We start from the raw sequence: 17982 nt of genomic DNA, 5'->3' as shown, positions 1-17982 counted from the left end.
ATAAGTTTTCAAATGATAAAATCTTTTTAACAAAAAAATGAAAAAGAAAATAAATTATTGGTTAAGTACCTATTTATAAATGATTATTTCTTGTTTTAGTTAAATTCTATTAAAAAGATTCTAAACAGGTTCTAATATCAACACCTAATTTTTGACTATATTGACGATCTAATGCATGTTCAGCATCTATAAATAATGCTATTCTACCATTTTGTTTTTGAACTTCTGCTAAAGCCATTAATACTAATGTAGTTTTACCTGCAGATTTCTGGTTCATAAACTTCAATAATACGACCTTTTGGAAAACCTTTAACACCTAAAATATCATCTAATAATATACTTCCTGAACTAATAACTTCAATATCGCCAATACCACTATCACTTAGTAACATAATAGCACCTTTGCCAAATTCTTTTTCAATTTGCTTAATGGCCTTTTCTAATAATTGCTCTTTTTCTTTAATGTTTATTTCCATAAAATCACCCTACAAAATATTAATAACTCTGTAAGAACCTGTTTAGGATCTTTTTTGATTAATTTTTAATAAAATTTATATTATAATGGTTATTTTATAATAAAAAATAGATTTTTAGTCGATAAGTTTTCAAATGATAAAATTTTTTTAACAAAAAAATGAAAAAGAAAATAAATTATTGGTTAAGTACCTATTTATAAATGATTATTTCTTGTTTTAGTTAAATTCTATTAAAAAGATCCTAAACAGGTTCTAAGATAATTCCTTTTTAAATTTTAAAAACTTAATAAAATTTTTTTTAAAATAACTACTGCTTTTGCTACTATAGTTGATCTAATTTCGTTTCTATTACCTGAAATATTTAACACTTCACATCAAACATTATCATTGATAACAATACCTACATATACTAAACCAACCGGTTTATTTTCTAGAGCATTAGGTCCTGCATTTCCAGTAAAACTAATAGCAATATTTGTTTTTAAAATTTTTTGTGTATTTAAAGCCATTTCTATAGCACATTGTTTACTTATTACACCATATTTTTCAATGGTTGTTTTTTTAATTTTAACAATATTGATTTTTGATTCATTAGTATACGTTATAAAACCACCACTAAAATATTTAGAAGCACCAGCAATACTAGTAATCTCTTGAGCAAAAAGTCCACCAGTAATACTTTCACAACAACTAATTCTAAAATTAAATTTATCTAATAAAACTAAAAGTTCAGTCATTTTTAAACCTTCAATCAAATAATTTACAATACAAAAAAAGAATAAAAAAATCATAAGCCACGTTCTGTTCTTGCCTCTTGCAAGTGCTAACCATTTATCTACTATTGTAAACAATAGTTCGGTTTATTATTCATTTCTAATAAACCAATGCCCCTACCTAAATTTGGGTTTCTCGCTTGTGGGGTTTATCTCGTTCCATCTTTTAAGTTTCCTTAAAACTCGTCTCTATGACACTTTTATAGACTAGAACCTTATTTAATAAAAAACTTAGGTTTTTGTCAGCCGTCAGAATTACTGCTTAGAGTTATTGTTTTCTCTAACACAAACATTACTTTCATCACAGAAAGTGCGAGCGTGGACTTTCCTCTACATACTAATGCAGCGATTAGCTCATTTTTTATTCTTTTAGAAAAAATTATAACATATTTATTCTTCATGTACAATACTTTCTAATTTGCTTAATCTCGTAATAATATCAACATTTTCTACACCTTTTTCTTCTAATTTTTGTTTTTCTTGTTTTAAAACTAAAATTTGTGTTTTTAAAATATCAATTTCTTTAAGTAACTTGTAATTATTATTTTCTAAAATTGCATTTTGCTTTTTTAGTTTATTTACAAATTCTTCTAGTATTTCATAATTAGTAGCTACTAAATCAAGAAATAAATCTACTTCTTTAGAATCATAACCTTTATAATCAACAGTAAATTCTTTATCTATAATATCCTTTTTACAAATATTCATATTTATACCTCCTTTAATTAAAAGGAAAACTATTCCAAAGTTAGTAATATTCTATATGTAAGGGGGAATTAAAAAAATGTTTTATGCTAACCGTGGAATGTTTCTTGAAACTATAATTAATTATACTATTGAAATTATAAATAATGAAAAACAAGCACTAATTTTTAAACAAAATCCACCAATTTTATATCAAAACAATAAAATTTTTAAAGAAAAAAGTAATGTTGATTATCATGGAGTTTATCATGGTAAATATTTGTGTTTTGAAGCAAAAAGTACTAAGTCTTTAACATTACCATGAAATAATTTTAAAAAACATCAACTTGAATACTTAGAAAATGCTTTTTATCTTAATGCTATTAGTTTTGTTATTATTTATTTTTCACAACATAATGCCTTTTTCTTAGTTTTTTGAGAAAAATTAAAATTTTTAAAAGTTCAAAAAAAAGCACTGACATATAAAAAAATAGAACAAAATGGATATAAATTAGAAATTATATATCCATTTTATCTTGATTTTTTAAAATTTTTAATTTAAGAAGCTAAAGTTTCTGTTTGTTGATTAGTATGTTTTTTAAATTCAGAACTAGCTTTAAATTTAGGTGCTTTAGAAGCACTAATTACAATAGATTCACCAGTTTGGGGATTACGACCTGTTCTTGCTTCACGAATAATAGTTTCAAATATTCCAAATTTTGGTATATTAATTTTACCACCATTTGCAACTTCAACTTTTATCTCTTCAAAAAATAAATCAATAATATTAGTCGCTAAGGCAATTGTGACGTCAGACTTTTGCGCCACTATCTTAATAATTTCTGTCTTTGTTTTAGAATTACTTTTTGCCATAAAAGATTTCCTCCTAATGTTTTAAGAATTATAATTATAATGTCTATTATAGATATTATTATAACTACGTTATCTTCAAACCAATTTAAAAATGTTACTGGTCTGTAATCAAATTATATAGTAACATTTTATAAAGTGAACCATAAAATGTATTTTTTTTCTAAAAAAATGATAAAATTAATTTAATAATATTTTTTTTACACTTATAAAGGTTAAAAAATAAAAATAAAATTTAATTTTCAATTTTAATTAAAATTAAAATGAAAAAAATTATTAAAGTGAAAAATAATTAATTAAAAAAAAGAAAATCATGTAAAATATATTTATAGTTGTTCAAGTTTTAATAATTAATGATGCTAATTTTATATTACTATTAATTATTTAATAGCACCTAAATAACTTAAAAATAACGCTACATTTTACTAATATATTCAATGATACAAAACATAATAATTTTAGAAAGAGTGATAAACTATGAAAAATATTATTCATACTCCTAATGCTCCTGCTGCCATTGGGCCATATAGCCAAGCAATAATTGCAGGTGACTTTTTATATATTTCTGGGCAATTACCAATTAATAGTAAAACAGGTGAATTTATTGGCACTGACATTTCTTCACAAACTAAGCAAAGTTTATTAAATATTAAAGCAATTTGTGAAGCTGCTAATATTACTTTAAATAATATTGTAAAAGTTAATATTTTCTTAAAAGACTTAAATCACTTTGTTGAAATGAATAAAGTTTATGGAGAAATATTTGGTGCACACGCTCCAGCAAGAGCAGCAGTTCAAGTTGCTAGAATTCCCAAAGATGCATTAATTGAAATTGAAGCAATTGCTTATTTAAAATAATTTTTCTAATTTTATTTTTTTTTATTGCATATATAAATTTTTAACTATAAAATTAAATCAAGATTTATTTAGAAAAAGTACTTTAAAATTTAAAAAGTTTTATTCACATAATAATGATATTGTAAAATAAATTAATATCATTTTTAATGATACATTACTACAGTTTCCAATTTAATATTCTTACTACAATTTCACACTTTTCTCAAAATTCTAAATATTTTATACTTAAAACAATAATAAAATACATTCTAAATAAATCTTAATCTATATAAAATATCAATAATAAACTAAAATTATATTAATTAATAAAAACTATAATAAGTATTGAATTTAAAATATGAATTTAAAGATTACTAGTAAAAAGTAACCTTTTTTATTAAAAAAACATTTACTATAAAATAACAAAAAGATATTATAGTATTTTCATATAAAAATTGAATATTAGATTATAACTACTTTTTTAAAACAAGATTGTTAACATTACTCTAAGAACCTGTTTAGGATCTTTTTAATAGAATTTAACTAAAACAAGAAATAATCATTTATAAATAGGTACTTAACCAATAATTTATTTTCTTTTTCATTTTTTTGTTAAAAAGATTTTATCATTTGAAAACTTATCGACTAAAAATCTATTTTTTATTATAAAATAACCATTATAATATAAATTTTATTAAAAATTAATCAAAAAAGATCCTAAACAGGTTCTAAGATATTTATATACTTTAATAAAACTTGCTACCTTTATTTTATATAAAAGGTAGTTTTAAAATACAAATTAAATGGAAATAACATAAAAATAAAATAAATTTATATCTATAAGGAGATAATTATGACAAAAATTAAAAAAAATAAAAATAATTACCACATTGCAACTAAATTAGTTCATTGTGGTAATTATAATGATAAATTTGGAGCCGCTCTACCTCCTATTTATCTATCAACAACTTTTGCTTTTGATAGTGCCGAACAAGGTGGTAGGATATTTAATTTACAAGAAGAAGGATATGTTTATACAAGAATTGGTAATCCAACAACAACTGTTTTAGAAAAACGAATGGCACATTTAGAAGGATCAGAAAAAGCAATTGCTTTCTCATCGGGTATGGGTGCCATTGCATCTACTTTTTGAACATTATTGAATGCTACTGACCATTTATTATCATCAAAAACAATTTATGATGGTACTCATTCACTTATTGAAAAAGGAATATCACGCTTTCAAATTGAAGTTGATTTTGCTGATTTTACTAAACTTGATGAAATTAAAAAAAATTAAAACCAAATACTAAAGTTGTTTTTTTCGAAACACCAGCTAATCCTACTTTAGAAATTTTAGATATTAAAGCAATTAGTGATATTGTCCATCAATATAATCCACAAATTCAAGTAATTGTTGATAATACTTTTTCAACACCAATCATTACTAAACCTTTAATTTTTGGTGCTGATATTGTTATCCATTCAGCAACAAAGTATATTAATGGTCATTCTGATGTTATGGCCGGAATTGTTTGTGGTAAAAGTACTTTAATAAATAAAATTCGTTTTGAAGGATTAAAAGATTTAACAGGAGCTGTATTATCACCTCATGATGCCTTTCTTGTTTTAAGAGGACTATCAACTTTAGAATTACGATTATGAAGAGCTTGCAAAAATGCAAGAATAATTGCAGCAAGATTAAAAGAACATCCTAAGATTAAAAAAGTATTTTATCCTGGACTAACTAATTCAGCAACAGAACAAGTACTTTATGAACAACAAATGAAATTACCGGGAGCAATGATTAGTTTCGAATTAAAATGTGGATATGATGGAGGAATCAAACTATTAAATAATTTAAAATTAATAATTTTGGCAGTTTCTTTAGGTGGAGTTGAGTCATTGATTGAACATCCTGCTTCAATGACACATTCTACTTAGAACCTGTTTAGAATCTTTTTAATAAAACTGAAATAAAGGAAAGAACAACCATTTGTAAACTAGTATTTAGTTTTCTTTCACAATTTTTTCATAATCTTCTGTATTTTTCTAATCAAGCAAAGCTTCGTTCTACAATTCATCTTTTTGGTAATACTACAAAAGTATGTAGTTCATTCCGTTTTATAATTTCAACATTTGCATTTATGATTGTTTTGATTTCAGAAGCAAATTTTTCACCAGTATAACCAGCATCTACTATTATTTTTTGAACTGCAGAAAGATTTTCTTTTTCATTTTCAATCATTATTATAGCGCTATTACGATCTGTTTTTTCTGCTGTGGTTATGTAAATTGCATGTGGTAAACCTTGAGAATCAACAATAATATGACGCTTTATTCCTGAAATCTTTTTACCAGCATCATAACCTTTATTTTCAGTAGTATCTGTATTTTTAACACTTTGCGAATCAATTATACAAAAACTAGTTTGTTCTTTGCGATTATTGTTGATACGAACTTTTTTAACCAATTTTTTTTAAAATTAATTGCCATACACTAGCTTCTTTACCGTTATTTTTACTTCAAATTTGAAAATAATAATATACAGTTTGTCATTTTGGAAAATTTTTTGGTAGCATTCTTCATTGACAACCACTTTTTAATACATATAAAATTGCACAAAATACTTCATATAAATCTAAACTTCTTGGTTTTGTTTTCTTTTTGCTATTTTCTAAAATTGATTTTATGTTCTCAAATTGTTCTTTGGTGACATGACTTGGATAATTTTTATGCATAATATATACCTCTGATTTTAAAATATATAATCATTTTACATTATTTTCGAAAAGATTCTAAACAGGTTCTTATAGCTAACTAAAGTAATGTTTACTCATATCTTGAAAAACAAAATCAATCGCTTTTTTAATATTTGGTCAATAATTTGGTAATATTTTTCTTATATTATGTTTTATAGCAAATCAAAAATGTTCAATTGGATTTAAATTAGGAGAATATGGCGGAAGAAATAATAGTTTGCATCCAGCATTTTCAATTAATTGTTGTGTTAATTTAGATTTATGAAACGTTGCATTATCTAAAACTATAATTTGTCCACGCTTTAATACTGGAATTAGTTTATTTTTAACATATGATTCAAAAATTTTACTATTGCAATGTCCTTCAAATGCTCATAAGGCTTTTAATTTACCTTTATTTAGTGAACCAATTATACTCATTCTCTTTATTTTATATGCGGGTTTATTATCAAATAATCTTTTACCTTTTTCAGATCAACCATATTTATAAAATTCATTATCATCAATTCCAGATTCATCAATATATACTAAATCTTCATTCATTATTTTAGCTATTTCTTTTAAAAAATCTTCTTGTTTATTTTTATCTCTTTGTTCATATAGAAAAGTTTTTTTTATATGTATAATTTAGTTTTTTAAAATAGTTATAAACTGTTTCTTTAGTCATATTTCCAAATTTATCAATTACTTTTTGAACTGTAACATCTTTATTTTCTGCTAAATAATTTTTTAATTCATCTAAATCCTTTATTTTGTGGCTATGTCCTTTTTGATAATTCAAAATTGGTTTTATATGCCCAGTTTCTTTTTTTCTTTTTCTTCATAAAAATAAAGTCTTTCTAGTGATATTGAACACTTTACAAATTTCTTTAATTTTCATATTTTTACTTTCATAAGCTTCTATTACTTTTCTTCGTAAGTCTTCACTGTATGGTTTTGGCATAATTTAATCTTCCTAATCTATTTTAATTATTGCTGAATTGTACTTTTAAATTCAAAAACTGTTTAAATTACATATTATTATTTTACATTATTTATGAGTAAATATTACTTTAGTTAGCTATACCATAAGCATTTAAACTAATATATGTATCTCAATCCATTAATGACTGATTTTCTTGTTTATTTAATAGTAATCATGGAAGACCCTCAGTTGTAGTTGTAGTAGTTATTGGCATTGGTGTTGTTGGAATAATTGGAGTAATATTATTCTTTGTTCATTTACTATAATTTGCTAATCCAATTGTTCCTAAACCTAATAATATTTTTTTAGAACTATTAATTAATTTAGTTTTAGTATTTGGTCTTTGATTTAAATTTCAAATATCTAAACCTAATTTTTTACCAAATAATAAACTATTAATTGAACCTAATACTGGATTTACAATTACTTGACCATAATAAGCACTTGTACCAATCATTGCACAAATTGGGCTTATACCAGTTCTAATTAATTTAGTTAAAGTATAATTTGATTGTGTATTTTCGTTTGGCATTTTAATCTCCTTTATTTGTTTTTATTAGTTCTCTTATAACATCTAGTAAAGAATCTACTACATAAGAATTTAATTCAAATTCATAATTTCTAATTTTAATTTTTTCCTTTTTCATTTGTTTATTCTCCTTTAATTTGTTTTAAATCATTTAATAGTTCTATAAATTTATTCATGTATTCTGAATAATAATCAATCATTAAATAATTATCATTTCAATTAAACATTACACATGTGTCACTTGTACAAAATTCAACATTATCAATAAAAAATAATTTTTCATCTACATTTCATTTAATTAAAAATTCGCGTTTAATCATGGTTATTCTCTTTCTATTTCTAATTTTTTAATTGTTACTTTAATTCAACCTTGATAAACATCATTATCACCAACTATTAATGCAACATTACTTTCTGGGTCAGAAACAATTATGTGTTTTGATTTAACATTTGGGTATTGTCTTAAAATAATTGCTCTAATATCATTACTTGTATGAATTGCTTTTGGAAATGGTGATAATATTTCAATTTCATCTTTATTTTCAAATAAAGTAGGCAATATAATCATTAATTAAATTCTCCATTTTCTATAAACTCAATTACTTTATAATAAGCAGTAAGTTTACCTGCTTCTTTTAATGAATCACATAAACAAATACTAATTTGCTTATTCAATCAGATAATTAATTTTTCATTATATTTATTAATTACTTTTTGTTTAAACTCTTCTCTTAATTTTTCTATATTATATAAATGTTCTTCTGTTATTTCTTTATTACGTTTTTTATTATATTCATTAATAATTTCTTGGTCTTTATTCACTCTATTTCTCCTTATTTTTAGTTAAATTATTAACTATTATTTCTAAACATTTCATACATCAATTTTTACTTAATCAGATTCTTTTATTACATTTTTTACATTTATTCATTATTAAATTCACCATTAATTATTTTTTGTAATAAAATATCAAGTACTAAATCTATTTCTGTACCATTATAGAATTTTTGTTGTTTTTTAATATAATTAATTATTTTTTCTTTATATTCATTAATATAATTTTCTTTTCTTTTTTCATTAATAGCATCTACTATATCTTGACAAAAATAACAATATAAACGCATGTTATTATTTGGGTTTGGTTTTTTATTAGTTAAAACTTTACATCTTTTTCCTGTATTATCTACATAATCACATCTAGTCATTATTTATTCCTTTCATTTTTTAAATCATTTAACATTAATTGAACAAAATGCACGATTTTTTGGAATATTTAAAGTATTAAAGATTTGACCAGTTACTATAATTTCATCGTTTTTGTTTAATAAAATACATCGTTTATAAAATTTTGGGTTATTAAAAATTAAAGTAACATAGTTTAATCCATTTCATTGACCACGAACACTATAATATAATTCTTTATTACCTTTTTCATGATATTTTGCTTCAATAGTGTTACTCATTTTTACTGTTAATCTAACATAATTTGCTTTATTTTTCATTTTTATAATTCCTTATAATTGGGTTTGCTTATACGCATCTTGTTCATGTTTTGTTAATTTTATATTTTCTTTATAATTTGGTATTTTTGTTTTATTTTTTGGATGGTTTTCTTGATAATCTCAATTCATAATATCTTGTACTAATACCATTAATGCACCAATAATTTTAGGTGTTGCTAAGGGATTGGTTAATAATTGTTTTGGGTTTAAATAAAAATTTTCTACACTTACTAATACTTTTTCATTATGAGTTGAAATTTCCTTATAAGAAGTAACTATATAATTAATTGCTAAGTCATTCTTATTATAGCTAACTAAAGTAATATTTACTCATAAATAATGTAAAATAATAATATGTAATTTAAACAGTTTTTGAATTTAAAAGTACAATTCAGCAATAATTAAAATAGATTAGGAAGATTAAATTATGCCAAAACCATACAGTGAAGACTTACGAAGAAAAGTAATAGAAGCTTATGAAAGTAAAAATATGAAAATTAAAGAAATTTGTAAAGTGTTCAATATCACTAGAAAGACTTTATTTTTATGAAGAAAAAGAAAAAAAGAAACTGGGCATATAAAACCAATTTTGAATTATCAAAAAGGACATAGCCACAAAATAAAGGATTTAGATGAATTAAAAAATTATTTAGCAGAAAATAAAGATGTTACAGTTCAAAAAGTAATTGATAAATTTGGAAATATGACTAAAGAAACAGTTTATAACTATTTTAAAAAACTAAATTATACATATAGCTAACTAAAGTAATATTTACTCATAAATAATGTAAAATAATAATATGTAATTTAAACAGTTTTTGAATTTAAAAGTACAATTCAGCAATAATTAAAATAGATTAGGAAGATTAAATTATGCCAAAACCATACAGTGAAGACTTACGAAGAAAAGTAATAGAAGCTTATGAAAGTAAAAATATGAAAATTAAAGAAATTTGTAAAGTGTTCAATATCACTAGAAAGACTTTATTTTTATGAAGAAAAAGAAAAAAAGAAACTGGGCATATAAAACCAATTTTGAATTATCAAAAAGGACATAGCCACAAAATAAAGGATTTAGATGAATTAAAAAATTATTTAGCAGAAAATAAAGATGTTACAGTTCAAAAAGTAATTGATAAATTTGGAAATATGACTAAAGAAACAGTTTATAACTATTTTAAAAAACTAAATTATACATATAAAAAAAACTTTTCTATATGAACAAAGAGATAAAAATAAACAAGAAGATTTTTTAAAAGAAATAGCTAAAATAATGAATGAAGATTTAGTATATATTGATGAATCTGGAATTGATGATAATGAATTTTATAAATATGGTTGATCTGAAAAAGGTAAAAGATTATTTGATAATAAACCCGCATATAAAATAAAGAGAATGAGTATAATTGGTTCACTAAATAAAGGTAAATTAAAAGCCTTATGAGCATTTGAAGGACATTGCAATAGTAAAATTTTTGAATCATATGTTAAAAATAAACTAATTCCAGTATTAAAGCGTGGACAAATTATAGTTTTAGATAATGCAACGTTTCATAAATCTAAATTAACACAACAATTAATTGAAAATGCTGGATGCAAACTATTATTTCTTCCGCCATATTCTCCTAATTTAAATCCAATTGAACATTTTTGATTTGCTATAAAACATAATATAAGAAAAATATTACCAAATTATTGACCAAATATTAAAAAAGCGATTGATTTTGTTTTTCAAGATATGAGTAAACATTACTTTAGTTAGCTATATAAAAAAAACTTTTCTATATGAACAAAGAGATAAAAATAAACAAGAAGATTTTTTAAAAGAAATAGCTAAAATAATGAATGAAGATTTAGTATATATTGATGAATCTGGAATTGATGATAATGAATTTTATAAATATGGTTGATCTGAAAAAGGTAAAAGATTATTTGATAATAAACCCGCATATAAAATAAAGAGAATGAGTATAATTGGTTCACTAAATAAAGGTAAATTAAAAGCCTTATGAGCATTTGAAGGACATTGCAATAGTAAAATTTTTGAATCATATGTTAAAAATAAACTAATTCCAGTATTAAAGCGTGGACAAATTATAGTTTTAGATAATGCAACGTTTCATAAATCTAAATTAACACAACAATTAATGAGGCTTTTATGTAATCTGTGTATCTTTGTTTTACAAAGTTACTAGTTCAGATTAATTCTATCTTCAAATTTTATCATAAAATGAGCAATTGCTGTATTTCAATTTTGAATGGGCATTGTTCATTTTTTTGTTATATTTTCAATTGCTAAGTAAAATATTTTGAAAACTGCCATATCATTAGGAAAAACTTTTTTATTTCTGATAACTTTTCGTAATTGACTATTAACAGATTCAATAGCATTTGTAGTATAAATCACTCTTTTAATTTCTGGTGGATAACTAATAAAAACCATTAAATTATCTCAATTTTTATATCAAGATTTAGTAATTTGCGGATATTGTTTATTTCATTTACTTTCAAATGATTCTAAAGCTTGCATTGCTTGTTCTTCACTACATGCACTATAAATTGGTTTTAAATCTGCAACTAAGGTTTTTCGATGTTTGTATGAAACATATTTTAAACTATTTCTAATTTGATGAACTATGCATAATTGATGTTCAGTTTTAGGATAAACTGCTTGTATTGCTTCTGACATGCCTGTTAAATTATCACTACAAGCAATCAAAATATCATTTAAGCCTCGATTTTTCATTTCTGTAAAATTAGCTAGTCAAAATTTAGAACCTTCATTTTCACTAATTCATAAACCTAAAACATCTTTTTTGCCTTCTAAATCCACTCCTAATGCTATATAAACTGATTTGTTAATAATGCGTTTATCTTGCCGTACTTTAACTACTATACAATCAAAATAAACAATAGAATAAATACTTTCTAATGGTCGATTTTGCCACGCCTTGACATCATCTATCACATCATCAGTAATTTGACTAATAACACTTTCACTAATATCTGCACCATGATATAACTCTTGCAACTGCATTCTAATATCTGATAAAGTCATTCCTTTGGCATATAGTGAAAGAACTTGTTGATCAAAGCCATCAAATCTTCTCTGTCTTTTTGCAACTATTACAGGAGTAAAATCACTATTACGATCTCTTGGTACATTAATTTCAATTTTACCTTGTTGAGTTATTAATTTTTTTGAACTTATACCATTACGAGCATTTTCACTATTACTATGTTGATTTTTTTCATACCCTAAATAATTTTGCATTTCAGAATTTAACATCTTTTCTACTAATCTTTTTGTTAATTCTTTATATAATCCTCCTTCTTTAAATACTGTTGTTAAATCTTCAGTATTTTCTAGTAATAAATCTACTGCTTTTGATATTGGATCATTATTATTAATACTTTGTTTTTTAGCCATCTGTAACTCACTCTTTCTAGTCATTTAATTATATTTACTAGAATTAATTAAACATAGTTATTTTTGTAAGTTACACAGATTACATAAAAGCCTCACCAAATATTAAAAAAGCGATTGATTTTGTTTTTCAAGATATGAGTAAACATTACTTTAGTTAGATATACATGGATTATTTATTTTAAAGCCTTTTCTGTTTTCTTCTCACGTAATGTTATATTTAAAACAAGGATTAGTAATGTTTGTTTTGTTATCAGTTATTTCACCCATAAATCAACTATTATGCTGTTCATAAAATGTTAGTGGTTCAAGTTTTATATCATTAAGATAGTATTCTTTTGGAGCAGTTGGTTTATTAACAGTTATTTTTTGTTCAGAAATATATGGTTCTAATAATTTTATTAATTCATTACCACTTAATTCTCTTTTAATATTTTCTAAATTAAAAACTCAATATGTATAACTGTTATCAACAATAAAAGAATTATTTTTAATCATTCATTTTGGAAGCGATAATTTATATTCAACATAATCAATAAGAATAGATTGTGGTTTATCTTTTACAATTTGTTCTTTTTTAAATTCTATTTGCATAATTAATCACTTCTACATCAATCACAAACATATCCAAATGGTTTTGTATAATCCAAATGTTCATCAATATCATAATCATCTTCAAATTTTCTAATATCATGTTGTTCTGCTTCTAATTCTGTTTTAAAGCGATAAAGCATTTGGATTTTGTCATCTTCATATAATTCATTACATTCAACACATCTTTTTCTTCTTTTTTTAATTTTTTTATCAATCTTTCTTAGTGCTTCATAATCAAGAATTTCTATTGCCATAATAATCCTTTCCTAATATGTTCTGTTGCTTCTAGCATAAAGAACATATATTTTGTTTTTTAGATTATTAATACTACTATTATTAGTTTTATTCATTCCATCAATTCTGGGCTCAAAAATTTTTTTAAAAAAAATAAAAAATAAAACCAACACTTGCTCACTGGAGAGTGGCAAGGTTGGTTAAATAAAGAATAGAATTAATATAATAGGTCCCTACAACAGGTCTATATATACTAGTTTCCAATTCGCTCCCACCCCAAGAATTACCATTAAATGGTTAGTATATTTTATTAGGTATCACTCCACTTATTATTTATCCATGCAAGTCCACATGCTAGCCACTATTTTGAACAACTGTGTTATGGTTCACTTTTTTAATTCCTTAACACGTGTTGATAATAGTATTAAAGAAAGTTATTAAAAATTTTAAAATTTTACAATTACAAAAAAAAGACAAGATTATTTCTTGCCTTTTTCCTTAATAACTTTGAGAATAATTTTTATTTTTTTTAAATGTATATTTTTTTAAATACGTCGAATATAAATTTAAATTTAAGGGTTAAAGAGAGTAATTTTGTCTAATTTTCATTATTTTTCAAATAATTCATTTTTGGAAATAAGTTACTAATATAATAATTAATTATTTCGTAACTTTGACAACCGTCCTTTAAACAGTTTTTGAATTTAAAAGTACAATTCAGCAATAATTAAAATAGATTAGGAAGATTAAATTATGCCAAAACCTACAGTGAAGACTTACGAAGAAAAGTAATAGAAGCTTATGAAAGTAAAAATATGAAAATTAAAGAAATTTGTAAAGTGTTCAATATCACTAGAAAGACTTTATTTTTATGAAGAAAAAGAAAAAAAGAAACTGGGCATATAAAACCAATTTTGAATTATCAAAAAGGACATAGCCACAAAATAAAGGATTTAGATGAATTAAAAAATTATTTAGCAGAAAATAAAGATGTTACAGTTCAAAAAGTAATTGATAAATTTGGAAATATGACTAAAGAAACAGTTTATAACTATTTTAAAAAACTAAATTATACATATAAAAAAAACTTTTCTATATGAACAAAGAGATAAAAATAATAAAGAAGGTATTGAAAATCAAGGTGCAAAGTGAAATATTGGTTGTTTTACAGAAACTAATATTTGACATGTTTTAAAAGAAATGCTTGGTAATAGAACATATAATATTTCAATTTATATTAAAATGGTTATTTTTAAATGTAATAAGATAAATTTAGAAACATAATTTTATATAAAAATTTCTAATTAAAAATATTTTAATAAAAAATAAGTACTTTACATATATAGCTAACTAAAGTAATATTTACTCATAAATAATGTAAAATAATAATATGTAATTTAAACAGTTTTTGAATTTAAAAGTACAATTCAGCAATAATTAAAATAGATTAGGAAGATTAAATTATGCCAAAACCATACAGTGAAGACTTACGAAGAAAAGTAATAGAAGCTTATGAAAGTAAAAATATGAAAATTAAAGAAATTTGTAAAGTGTTCAATATCACTAGAAAGACTTTATTTTTATGAAGAAAAAGAAAAAAAGAAACTGGGCATATAAAACCAATTTTGAATTATCAAAAAGGACATAGCCACAAAATAAAGGATTTAGATGAATTAAAAAATTATTTAGCAGAAAATAAAGATGTTACAGTTCAAAAAGTAATTGATAAATTTGGAAATATGACTAAAGAAACAGTTTATAACTATTTTAAAAAACTAAATTATACATATAAAAAAAACTTTTCTATATGAACAAAGAGATAAAAATAATAAAGAAGGTATTGAAAATCAAGGTGCAAAGTGAAATATTGGTTGTTTTACAGAAACTAATATTTGACATGTTTTAAAAGAAATGCTTGGTAATAGAACATATAATATTTCAATTTATATTAAAATGGTTATTTTTAAATGTAATAAGATAAATTTAGAAACATAATTTTATATAAAAATTTCTAATTAAAAATATTTTAATAAAAAATAAGTACTTTACATATATAGCTAACTAAAGTAATATTTACTCATAAATAATGTAAAATAATAATATGTAATTTAAACAGTTTTTGAATTTAAAAGTACAATTCAGCAATAATTAAAATAGATTAGGAAGATTAAATTATGCCAAAACCATACAGTGAAGACTTACGAAGAAAAGTAATAGAAGCTTATGAAAGTAAAAATATGAAAATTAAAGAAATTTGTAAAGTGTTCAATATCACTAGAAAGACTTTATTTTTATGAAGAAAAAGAAAAAAAGAAACTGGGCATATAAAACCAATTTTGAATTATCAAAAAGGACATAGCCACAAAATAAAGGATTTAGATGAATTAAAAAAATTATTTAGCAGAAAATAAAGATGTTACAGTTCAAAAAGTAATTGATAAATTTGGAAATATGACTAAAGAAACAGTTTATAACTATTTTAAAAAACTAAATTATACATATAAAAAAAACTTTTCTATATGAACAAAGAGATAAAAATAAACAAGAAGATTTTTTAAAAGAAATAGCTAAAATAATGAATGAAGATTTAGTATAGCTAACTAAAGTAATGTTTACTCATATCTTGAAAAACAAAATCAATAGCTTTTTTAATATTTGGTCAATAATTTGGTAATATTTTTCTTATATTATGTTTTATAGCAAATCAAAAATGTTCAATTGGATTTAAATTAGGAGAATATGGCGGAAGAAATAATAGTTTGCATCCAGCATTTTCAATTAATTGTTGTGTTAATTTAGATTTATGAAACGTTGCATTATCTAAAACTATAATTTGTCCACGCTTTAATACTGGAATTAGTTTATTTTTAACATATGATTCAAAAATTTTACTATTGCAATGTCCTTCAAATGCTCATAAGGCTTTTAATTTACCTTTATTTAGTGAACCAATTATACTCATTCTCTTTATTTTATATGCGGGTTTATTATCAAATAATCTTTTACCTTTTTCAGATCAACCATATTTATAAAATTCATTATCATCAATTCCAGATTCATCAATATATACTAAATCTTCATTCATTATTTTAGCTATTTCTTTTAAAAAATCTTCTTGTTTATTTTTATCTCTTTGTTCATATAGAAAAGTTTTTTTTATATGTATAATTTAGTTTTTTAAAATAGTTATAAACTGTTTCTTTAGTCATATTTCCAAATTTATCAATTACTTTTTGAACTGTAAGAACCTGTTTAGGATCTTTTTAATAGAATTTAACTAAAACAAGAAATAATCATTTATAAATAGGTACTTAACCAATAATTTATTTTCTTTTTCATTTTTTTGTTAAAAAGATTTTATCATTTGAAAACTTATCGACTAAAAATCTATTTTTTATTATAAAATAACCATTATAATATAAATTTTATTAAAAATTAATCAAAAAAGATCCTAAACAGGTTCTAACATCTTTATTTTCTGCTAAATAATTTTTTAATTCATCTAAATCCTTTATTTTGTGGCTATGTCCTTTTTGATAATTCAAAATTGGTTTTATATGCCCAGTTTCTTTTTTTCTTTTTCTTCATAAAAATAAAGTCTTTCTAGTGATATTGAACACTTTACAAATTTCTTTAATTTTCATATTTTTACTTTCATAAGCTTCTATTACTTTTCTTCGTAAGTCTTCACTGTATGGTTTTGGCATAATTTAATCTTCCTAATCTATTTTAATTATTGCTGAATTGTACTTTTAAATTCAAAAACTGTTTAAATTACATATTATTATTTTACATTATTTATGAGTAAATATTACTTTAGTTAGCTATATATATTGATGAATCTGGAATTGATGATAATGAATTTTATAAATATGGTTGATCTGAAAAAGGTAAAAGATTATTTGATAATAAACCCGCATATAAAATAAAGAGAATGAGTATAATTGGTTCACTAAATAAAGGTAAATTAAAAGCCTTATGAGCATTTGAAGGACATTGCAATAGTAAAATTTTTGAATCATATGTTAAAAATAAACTAATTCCAGTATTAAAGCGTGGACAAATTATAGTTTTAGATAATGCAACGTTTCATAAATCTAAATTAACACAACAATTAATTGAAAATGCTGGATGCAAACTATTATTTCTTCCGCCATATTCTCCTAATTTAAATCCAATTGAACATTTTTGATTTGCTATAAAACATAATATAAGAAAAATATTACCAAATTATTGACCAAATATTAAAAAAGCTATTGATTTTGTTTTTCAAGATATGAGTAAACATTACTTTAGTTAGCTATACTTAATAAGTTAAGTATTTTTATTG

General features: G+C 22.8%; 29 protein-coding genes, 1 other RNA gene and 1 pseudogene. 11 read left to right on the top strand and 20 right to left on the bottom strand.

The genetic code is table 4. The annotated features are described in order from the left end of the window. Positions 1-109 precede the first annotated feature (109 nt). The 5 genes from ACQH26_RS03735 to ACQH26_RS03715 form a co-directional block, all read right to left on the bottom strand. The gene (locus ACQH26_RS03735; RefSeq protein WP_425382880.1) at positions 110-277 is read right to left on the bottom strand and encodes a hypothetical protein; all 168 of its coding nucleotides are present in this window, start codon (positions 275-277) and stop codon (positions 110-112) included. Continuing rightward, positions 255-476 (bottom strand): hypothetical protein, encoded by a 222-nt coding sequence (locus ACQH26_RS03730; protein WP_425382879.1) that lies wholly within the window; start codon positions 474-476, stop codon positions 255-257. Before ACQH26_RS03730 ends, ACQH26_RS03735 begins: the two co-directional genes overlap by 23 nt. 275 nt (positions 477-751) lie before the next feature. Further along, positions 752-1213 (bottom strand): CinA family protein, encoded by a 462-nt coding sequence (locus tag ACQH26_RS03725; RefSeq protein ID WP_338959371.1) that lies wholly within the window; start codon positions 1211-1213, stop codon positions 752-754. A gap of 48 nt (positions 1214-1261) precedes the next feature. Beyond that, positions 1262-1611, bottom strand: an RNA gene (gene rnpB / locus ACQH26_RS03720) — RNase P RNA component class B. Between the two features lie 28 nt (positions 1612-1639). Further along, positions 1640-1957, bottom strand: a complete 318-nt coding sequence (locus ACQH26_RS03715; protein WP_281749393.1) for a DivIVA domain-containing protein — start codon at positions 1955-1957, stop codon at positions 1640-1642. A gap of 76 nt (positions 1958-2033) precedes the next feature. Here ACQH26_RS03715 and ACQH26_RS03710 point away from each other — a divergent pair, with 76 nt between their 5' ends. Beyond that, positions 2034-2495, top strand: coding sequence for a Holliday junction resolvase RecU (locus ACQH26_RS03710; protein WP_342217747.1), 462 nt, complete (start codon positions 2034-2036; stop codon positions 2493-2495). On the opposite strand, the gene ACQH26_RS03705 is transcribed toward ACQH26_RS03710, so the two are convergent. Beyond that, a complete protein-coding gene (locus ACQH26_RS03705; protein ID WP_252320859.1) occupies positions 2492-2806 on the bottom strand; it encodes an HU family DNA-binding protein in 315 nt (104 codons plus the stop codon). The genes ACQH26_RS03710 and ACQH26_RS03705 overlap by 4 nt on opposite strands. 474 nt (positions 2807-3280) lie before the next feature. Between ACQH26_RS03705 and ACQH26_RS03700 the strand changes: the two genes are divergently transcribed. Continuing rightward, positions 3281-3661, top strand: a complete 381-nt coding sequence (locus ACQH26_RS03700) for a RidA family protein (RefSeq protein ID WP_174480051.1) — start codon at positions 3281-3283, stop codon at positions 3659-3661. 832 nt (positions 3662-4493) lie between these two features. Next, positions 4494-5584: pseudogene (locus ACQH26_RS03695) on the top strand (trans-sulfuration enzyme family protein). A 7-nt stretch (positions 5585-5591) separates the two neighbouring features. Here ACQH26_RS03695 and ACQH26_RS03690 read toward each other — a convergent pair. The 9 genes from ACQH26_RS03690 to ACQH26_RS03650 form a co-directional block, all read right to left on the bottom strand. Next, positions 5592-6381 (bottom strand): IS5 family transposase gene (locus ACQH26_RS03690; protein ID WP_425382012.1). Its coding sequence is split into 2 segments (ribosomal slippage): positions 5592-6119 and positions 6121-6381, totalling 789 coding nucleotides; the frame shifts between segments, so codons are not numbered across the junction. Positions 6382-6456: 75 nt separating this feature from the next. Next, the gene (locus tag ACQH26_RS03685) at positions 6457-6945 is read right to left on the bottom strand and encodes an IS630 family transposase (RefSeq protein WP_425381862.1); all 489 of its coding nucleotides are present in this window, start codon (positions 6943-6945) and stop codon (positions 6457-6459) included. Between the two features lie 40 nt (positions 6946-6985). Further along, positions 6986-7345, bottom strand: a complete 360-nt coding sequence (locus tag ACQH26_RS03680; protein ID WP_425381863.1) for a helix-turn-helix domain-containing protein — start codon at positions 7343-7345, stop codon at positions 6986-6988. Positions 7346-7454: 109 nt separating this feature from the next. Further along, positions 7455-7898, bottom strand: coding sequence for a hypothetical protein (locus ACQH26_RS03675; protein WP_425382878.1), 444 nt, complete (start codon positions 7896-7898; stop codon positions 7455-7457). A 119-nt stretch (positions 7899-8017) separates the two neighbouring features. Further along, a complete protein-coding gene (locus ACQH26_RS03670; RefSeq protein ID WP_425382877.1) occupies positions 8018-8215 on the bottom strand; it encodes a hypothetical protein in 198 nt (65 codons plus the stop codon). A 2-nt stretch (positions 8216-8217) separates the two neighbouring features. Next, positions 8218-8463, bottom strand: a complete 246-nt coding sequence (locus ACQH26_RS03665; protein WP_338987609.1) for a hypothetical protein — start codon at positions 8461-8463, stop codon at positions 8218-8220. Beyond that, positions 8463-8717 (bottom strand): hypothetical protein, encoded by a 255-nt coding sequence (locus tag ACQH26_RS03660; RefSeq protein WP_425382876.1) that lies wholly within the window; start codon positions 8715-8717, stop codon positions 8463-8465. Before ACQH26_RS03660 ends, ACQH26_RS03665 begins: the two co-directional genes overlap by 1 nt. Before the next feature lie 101 nt (positions 8718-8818). Continuing rightward, positions 8819-9100, bottom strand: a complete 282-nt coding sequence (locus ACQH26_RS03655; protein WP_425382875.1) for a hypothetical protein — start codon at positions 9098-9100, stop codon at positions 8819-8821. 3 nt (positions 9101-9103) lie between these two features. Next, a complete protein-coding gene (locus ACQH26_RS03650) occupies positions 9104-9397 on the bottom strand; it encodes a hypothetical protein (protein WP_425382874.1) in 294 nt (97 codons plus the stop codon). A gap of 427 nt (positions 9398-9824) precedes the next feature. Between ACQH26_RS03650 and ACQH26_RS03645 the strand changes: the two genes are divergently transcribed. The 4 genes from ACQH26_RS03645 (at position 9825) to ACQH26_RS03630 (ending at position 11592) form a co-directional block, all read left to right on the top strand. After that, positions 9825-10157: a helix-turn-helix domain-containing protein gene (locus tag ACQH26_RS03645; RefSeq protein ID WP_425382873.1), complete on the top strand. Its 333-nt coding sequence runs from the start codon at positions 9825-9827 to the stop codon at positions 10155-10157. Between the two features lie 113 nt (positions 10158-10270). Next, the gene (locus ACQH26_RS03640) at positions 10271-10630 is read left to right on the top strand and encodes a helix-turn-helix domain-containing protein (protein ID WP_425381863.1); all 360 of its coding nucleotides are present in this window, start codon (positions 10271-10273) and stop codon (positions 10628-10630) included. 40 nt (positions 10631-10670) lie between these two features. Further along, complete coding sequence (locus ACQH26_RS03635) at positions 10671-11159, top strand: IS630 family transposase (protein WP_425381862.1); 489 nt, start codon at positions 10671-10673, stop codon at positions 11157-11159. Between the two features lie 79 nt (positions 11160-11238). Then, on the top strand, positions 11239-11592 hold the full coding sequence (locus ACQH26_RS03630) for a transposase (protein ID WP_425382872.1): 354 nt from the start codon (positions 11239-11241) through the stop codon (positions 11590-11592). On the opposite strand, the gene ACQH26_RS03625 is transcribed toward ACQH26_RS03630, so the two are convergent. The 3 genes from ACQH26_RS03625 to ACQH26_RS03615 all read right to left on the bottom strand — a co-directional run bounded on the left by ACQH26_RS03625 (position 11589) and on the right by ACQH26_RS03615 (position 13672). After that, positions 11589-12827, bottom strand: a complete 1239-nt coding sequence (locus ACQH26_RS03625) for an IS256 family transposase (RefSeq protein WP_425383069.1) — start codon at positions 12825-12827, stop codon at positions 11589-11591. The genes ACQH26_RS03630 and ACQH26_RS03625 overlap by 4 nt on opposite strands. Positions 12828-12977: 150 nt before the next feature. After that, positions 12978-13418, bottom strand: coding sequence for a hypothetical protein (locus ACQH26_RS03620; protein ID WP_425382871.1), 441 nt, complete (start codon positions 13416-13418; stop codon positions 12978-12980). Between the two features lie 2 nt (positions 13419-13420). Beyond that, the gene (locus tag ACQH26_RS03615) at positions 13421-13672 is read right to left on the bottom strand and encodes a hypothetical protein (protein ID WP_342265833.1); all 252 of its coding nucleotides are present in this window, start codon (positions 13670-13672) and stop codon (positions 13421-13423) included. A gap of 717 nt (positions 13673-14389) precedes the next feature. On the opposite strand from ACQH26_RS03615, the gene ACQH26_RS03610 reads away from it, so the two are divergent. The 3 genes from ACQH26_RS03610 to ACQH26_RS03600 all read left to right on the top strand — a co-directional run bounded on the left by ACQH26_RS03610 (position 14390) and on the right by ACQH26_RS03600 (position 16063). Further along, positions 14390-14764, top strand: a complete 375-nt coding sequence (locus ACQH26_RS03610; RefSeq protein ID WP_425383052.1) for a helix-turn-helix domain-containing protein — start codon at positions 14390-14392, stop codon at positions 14762-14764. A 351-nt stretch (positions 14765-15115) separates the two neighbouring features. Then, positions 15116-15475 (top strand): helix-turn-helix domain-containing protein, encoded by a 360-nt coding sequence (locus ACQH26_RS03605; RefSeq protein ID WP_425381863.1) that lies wholly within the window; start codon positions 15116-15118, stop codon positions 15473-15475. Between the two features lie 351 nt (positions 15476-15826). Further along, positions 15827-16063 carry an IS630 transposase-related protein gene (locus ACQH26_RS03600; RefSeq protein WP_425382715.1) on the top strand — a complete coding sequence of 79 codons (237 nt, stop codon included), beginning with the start codon at positions 15827-15829 and terminating at the stop codon, positions 16061-16063. A 185-nt stretch (positions 16064-16248) separates the two neighbouring features. Here ACQH26_RS03600 and ACQH26_RS03595 read toward each other — a convergent pair whose 3' ends face one another. Both ACQH26_RS03595 and ACQH26_RS03590 read right to left on the bottom strand, forming a co-directional pair. Further along, on the bottom strand, positions 16249-16737 hold the full coding sequence (locus tag ACQH26_RS03595) for an IS630 family transposase (protein ID WP_425381862.1): 489 nt from the start codon (positions 16735-16737) through the stop codon (positions 16249-16251). Positions 16738-17080: 343 nt separating this feature from the next. Continuing rightward, positions 17081-17359: an IS630 transposase-related protein gene (locus tag ACQH26_RS03590; RefSeq protein ID WP_425382870.1), complete on the bottom strand. Its 279-nt coding sequence runs from the start codon at positions 17357-17359 to the stop codon at positions 17081-17083. Positions 17360-17472: 113 nt separating this feature from the next. Here ACQH26_RS03590 and ACQH26_RS03585 point away from each other — a divergent pair, with 113 nt between their 5' ends. Next, a complete protein-coding gene (locus ACQH26_RS03585) occupies positions 17473-17952 on the top strand; it encodes an IS630 family transposase (RefSeq protein ID WP_425383073.1) in 480 nt (159 codons plus the stop codon). The last annotated feature ends 30 nt before the right edge of the window (positions 17953-17982 follow it).

The organism is Spiroplasma endosymbiont of Melieria omissa (assembly GCF_964031175.1).
Classification (GTDB): Bacteria; Bacillota_I; Bacilli_A; order Mycoplasmatales; family VBWQ01; genus Spiroplasma_E; species Spiroplasma_E ixodetis_A.
The sequence above is the reverse complement of the archived record's forward strand: the minus strand, read 5'-3'. Positions and strand labels throughout refer to the sequence as shown.